This window comes from Streptomyces sp. W16, assembly GCF_033194735.1.
Classification (GTDB): domain Bacteria; phylum Actinomycetota; class Actinomycetes; order Streptomycetales; family Streptomycetaceae; genus Streptomyces.
This window is the reverse complement of the sequence record NZ_JAWOAI010000750.1, coordinates 1-3,671: the sequence shown is the minus strand read 5'-3', so window position 1 is coordinate 3,671 and position 3,671 is coordinate 1. Positions and strand designations below refer to the sequence as shown.

The following is a 3,671-nucleotide window of genomic DNA, read 5'->3' as shown; positions in this document are numbered from 1 at the left end:
CGCAGCAGGCCGTGCACTCCGCGGCACGCCGCTACGCGCCGGGAGTGGCCCGGCGCTTCAAGACCTTCGCCCTGCCTGCGCCTTGGTACTGGCCGGGCCCGGTACCCGCGTTCGTCGAGGAGCCGGCCGTGGCACCGGGCGCCCCCGCCGCCAAGGAGGAGTGGGGCGGGACCCCCTCGCTGGAGGAATGGCGGCACGGCGAGGAACGGCGTGAGGAGGGGCGCCGCGAGGAGCAGCGTGAGGAGTGGGGGCACCGCGAGGAACGCCGCGAGGAACAGCGCGAGTTCGGTGAGGAGCGTGGCTGGGAGCACGCCGAGGAGGAAGAGGAGGAGTGGGGACGCGCCGAGGAGGAGAGGCGCGCCCGGGAAGAGGGCTGGGGGCACGCGGAGGGGACGCACCACAACGGCCACCGTGAGGGCCACCACGAGGGCAACCACAACGGCCGTGCCCGGTCGGGTCGTTGGGTCCGGCAGGGCCGCAAGATCGTCATCATGGGGGCCTGACCGCCATGGACCTGCGGCCGGCAGCCACCGCGCTGCTCGAAGGCGAGGCCCGCGCTCTGCTGACCCGTCTGAACCGGGTCAAGCCGTTCGCACTGCACGAGACCATGGTGCCTGCCGCCGCACCGTCCGCCGCCGCCCAGAGCGCGATCGAGCGCTTCCTCAGGGAGGGGCGGAGCAGGCTCCGGAATCGGGTCGGCGCGTATCTGGAGTGGCTGGCAGGGCCGGGCGGCGACCAGGAGCCCGAGTGGCAGCAGCACCAGTTCTCGTTGCTGCGCTGGGAGTTCAACTCCGTACTGACCCACTTCGACGTCTTCTCGGAAGCCGTCACCCAGCGCAGCGAGCACGACGTCGGGGTGCAGCTCGCCGGGCTGGACGTCGCGGCGGTCGACGCGCTCATCACGCCGGGCACTCCGCTCGCCGACCCGCCGCCCATCATCTGCTACCTCGCCCGCGGGCCGGGCGGCGCGATCCGCCGGGTGCACACCCGCATCCCCGGCGGCGGTCGCAGCCCGGTCTCACTGATCCGGATCCCCCGCGAACGCATGGTGGGGTACGGGATCGGCTCGTCCCTGGTCCACGAGGTCGGGCATCAGGCGGTCGCCCAGCTCGGGCTCCTCGGATCGCTGCGGCCCGTGTTGTACGACATCGAGCGGCACGCGGGTACGGCGGCCGAGCGGTCGGCGTTCCGCTACTGGGGGCTGACCCTCTCCGAGGTGCTCGCGGATCTCTTCGCCGTGGGAAAGCTCGGCATCGGCGGCACCCTGGGTCTGATGGCCGTGGTGAGTCTGCCGCGCCGGCTGGTGCTCGCTCCGGCCCTCGACGACCCCCATCCGTTCCCCTACATCAGGGTCCGGCTCAGCTGCGCCATGGGCGACGCCCTGTACCCGCATCCGCAGTGGCGGCAGCTGAGCGCGCTGTGGGCCACGCTCTATCCGCCGCACCGCGCCCCGCGGGAACTGCGCGAGCTGACCGCGCTCCTCGAACGGTCCATGCCCCGCTACGTCCGGCTGCTGGTGGGCCACCGTCCGCCCTCGCTGAGCGGGGCCCGGCTGGCCGACCTGATGCCCCGCTCCAGCCGTACCCCCGCGCTGCTGCTGGCCCGCTACCGACGCTGGATACGGCAGCCGGACCAGCTGCGCACCGCGCCGCCCACGCTGGTCCTGGCGGTCCTCGGCCAGGCAAGGGCCGCATCGCTGATCACACCGGAGGAGGAGAGCCGCCTGCTGGGGGAGCTGATCACCCATTGGGCACTCTCCAGCACCCTCGACGCATTGAACGCCGTGTCCGCGCCGCGGGGGGCGACCAGCCACGACGGCGCCGCAGAAAACCGACAACCCATACCCGCCCATCCAGCGGAGCGCACACGTTGAGGAGGCCGTCATGGCCACGATCGAAGCACGGCCCCAGCAGATCCAACAGGGCGGACGCGTCTCGCTGTTCGCCACCTCCAGCCAGTCGAACCCCACCGTCACCTGGGAAGTCCTCGGCTTCGGCCCGCTGCCGAGCGACCCGCAGGAACCCGCCCGCGCCGTCTGGGACGTCCCCGGCGACCAGCAGCCCGGCGCGTACACCGCCCGGGTGACGTTCCGCAGCCAGGGTGTCGCGGACGACGTGGGCACCGCCGACCTCACCGTGCAGGTGCGGCCGTTCGCCGCCGGCGACAGCATCAACGTCCAGCTGCGCAGGGCGGGTTCGGACCCGACGGACGACCAGGCCCTGTGGACGGCGATCCGCCGCTCCACCGACCGGATCTCGTTCAACGAGTACAGCGCGTTCATCGACCCGATCATGTGCAACGTCGCACCGCTGCCGGGCGCCCGCGAGCCCCGCAAGCAGATCGGGCCGCGCGCCCTGGCGTACCCCGGCGTGGACGCGTACCGCCTGCTGAAGGTCGCCACCGAGGTGTTCCTGATCGTGCGGTGCGGGGTCCTCGTCGACAGCAACGATCTGACGTCCCCGTTCGAGGGGGTCGATCTGGAGGAGGAGCGGCGCCGGTACGGCGAGTCGGGCGACGTGGACGGCGACGCCTTCGGGCGGGCCATCCAGCAGCGCTGGCTGCGCTACATCTCGGCCAACTCACCGGGTGAACGCCGCCCGGACGAACAGGACTTGGCGCTGCTGCCCTACCTCGGGGTGATCCGGCTGAAGCTGGGCGAGCTGGCGATCACGGACGCGGACAAGTTCGGTGTGGAGTGCTTCGGCATCCTGCGCGACAAGCTGACCTTCCCCTGCTTCCTCGAACTGATCTGGTCGTACTGGCACGAGGAGGGCATGCTGGTCCGCTCGACCGAGGCGATCGCCGCGCGCTTCCAGAACGTGCACGGCCCCGGCGACTACGACCCGCTGGCCCATGTCGACATCGATCCGCTGCGTGCCCTCAGTCAGCTGATGTGGGGCTATGTGCAGGACGAGCAGAGCCGACTGTCACCGCTGCGCCGGGCCTACGAGTACGACCACCAGTACGGGGTGACCCAACTGGCGCCGGGCGGACCGCCGATCAGGCCGGTGGACAGCCGTCCGCGGTTCCTGGAGGCCTTCCACACCCTGTTGAGTCTGACGTCCGTCTTCTTCCGCGAGGACGACGACACCACGATCATCGCGGACGGCTTCCCGATCCTCAACGCGCTCAAGGACGTCCATCTGCTGCTGACCGAGGGACAGCACAACCAGTACGGCGACCTGCCCTGGACCGCCCGCCAGGAGATGCTCATGGAGGAGTGGCTGCTGGCCCGCCCGGAGATGCGCGAGTTCCTGCCCGGCCGCACGATGGTCGCCTACCCCGAGCAGTGGATGGACCGCGTCGACACCATGAAGCGGCTCCAGGGCTGGACCCCGGACACCGTCATCCACTTCCGCGACCTCGGCCGGTTCGGCGAGCAACTGCTCCTGGCGATCCGCTACGGCAACTGGAACGCGGTCAACGACCGTACCCAGGCGGCGAACTGGGCCCGCTACTGGCGCTCGGAGATCCAGGGGTACCTGCACTCGTACCGCTCGGTGACCGGAGTGGACCTCGGTCTGGAGCGTACGGACGGGCGCATCGACGCCACCATGCCCGCCGTACATCTGCGTCGCAGGCTGCTGGAGCAGCAGGGCCGGCACGCCGTCGGCGCGGGCTCCGACCAGCGGGGCGCGCGACAGCTGGGCCGTGCGGAGTCCAGGGAGCAG

Annotated in this window: 3 protein-coding genes; all 3 read left to right on the top strand. The window is 71.3% G+C overall.

What is annotated here, in order from left to right; all coding sequences use genetic code 11:
* Window positions 1-503: hypothetical protein (locus tag R6V09_RS48530; protein WP_442810278.1), on the top strand; the 503-nt coding region annotated here is incomplete at its 5' end.
* Between the two features lie 5 nt (window positions 504-508).
* Complete coding sequence (locus tag R6V09_RS48525) at window positions 509-1,873, top strand: hypothetical protein (RefSeq protein ID WP_317887833.1); 1,365 nt, start codon at window positions 509-511, stop codon at window positions 1,871-1,873.
* A gap of 10 nt (window positions 1,874-1,883) precedes the next feature.
* Window positions 1,884-3,671 (top strand): hypothetical protein (locus R6V09_RS48520; RefSeq protein WP_317887832.1); only part of this gene is annotated, 1,788 nt, incomplete at its 3' end.

Excerpts from the sequence above, each read along its gene's own strand:
- R6V09_RS48525 (WP_317887833.1), top strand. The coding sequence starts at position 509 with ATGGACCTGCGGCCGGCAGCCACCGCGCTGCTCGAAGGCGAGGCCCGC.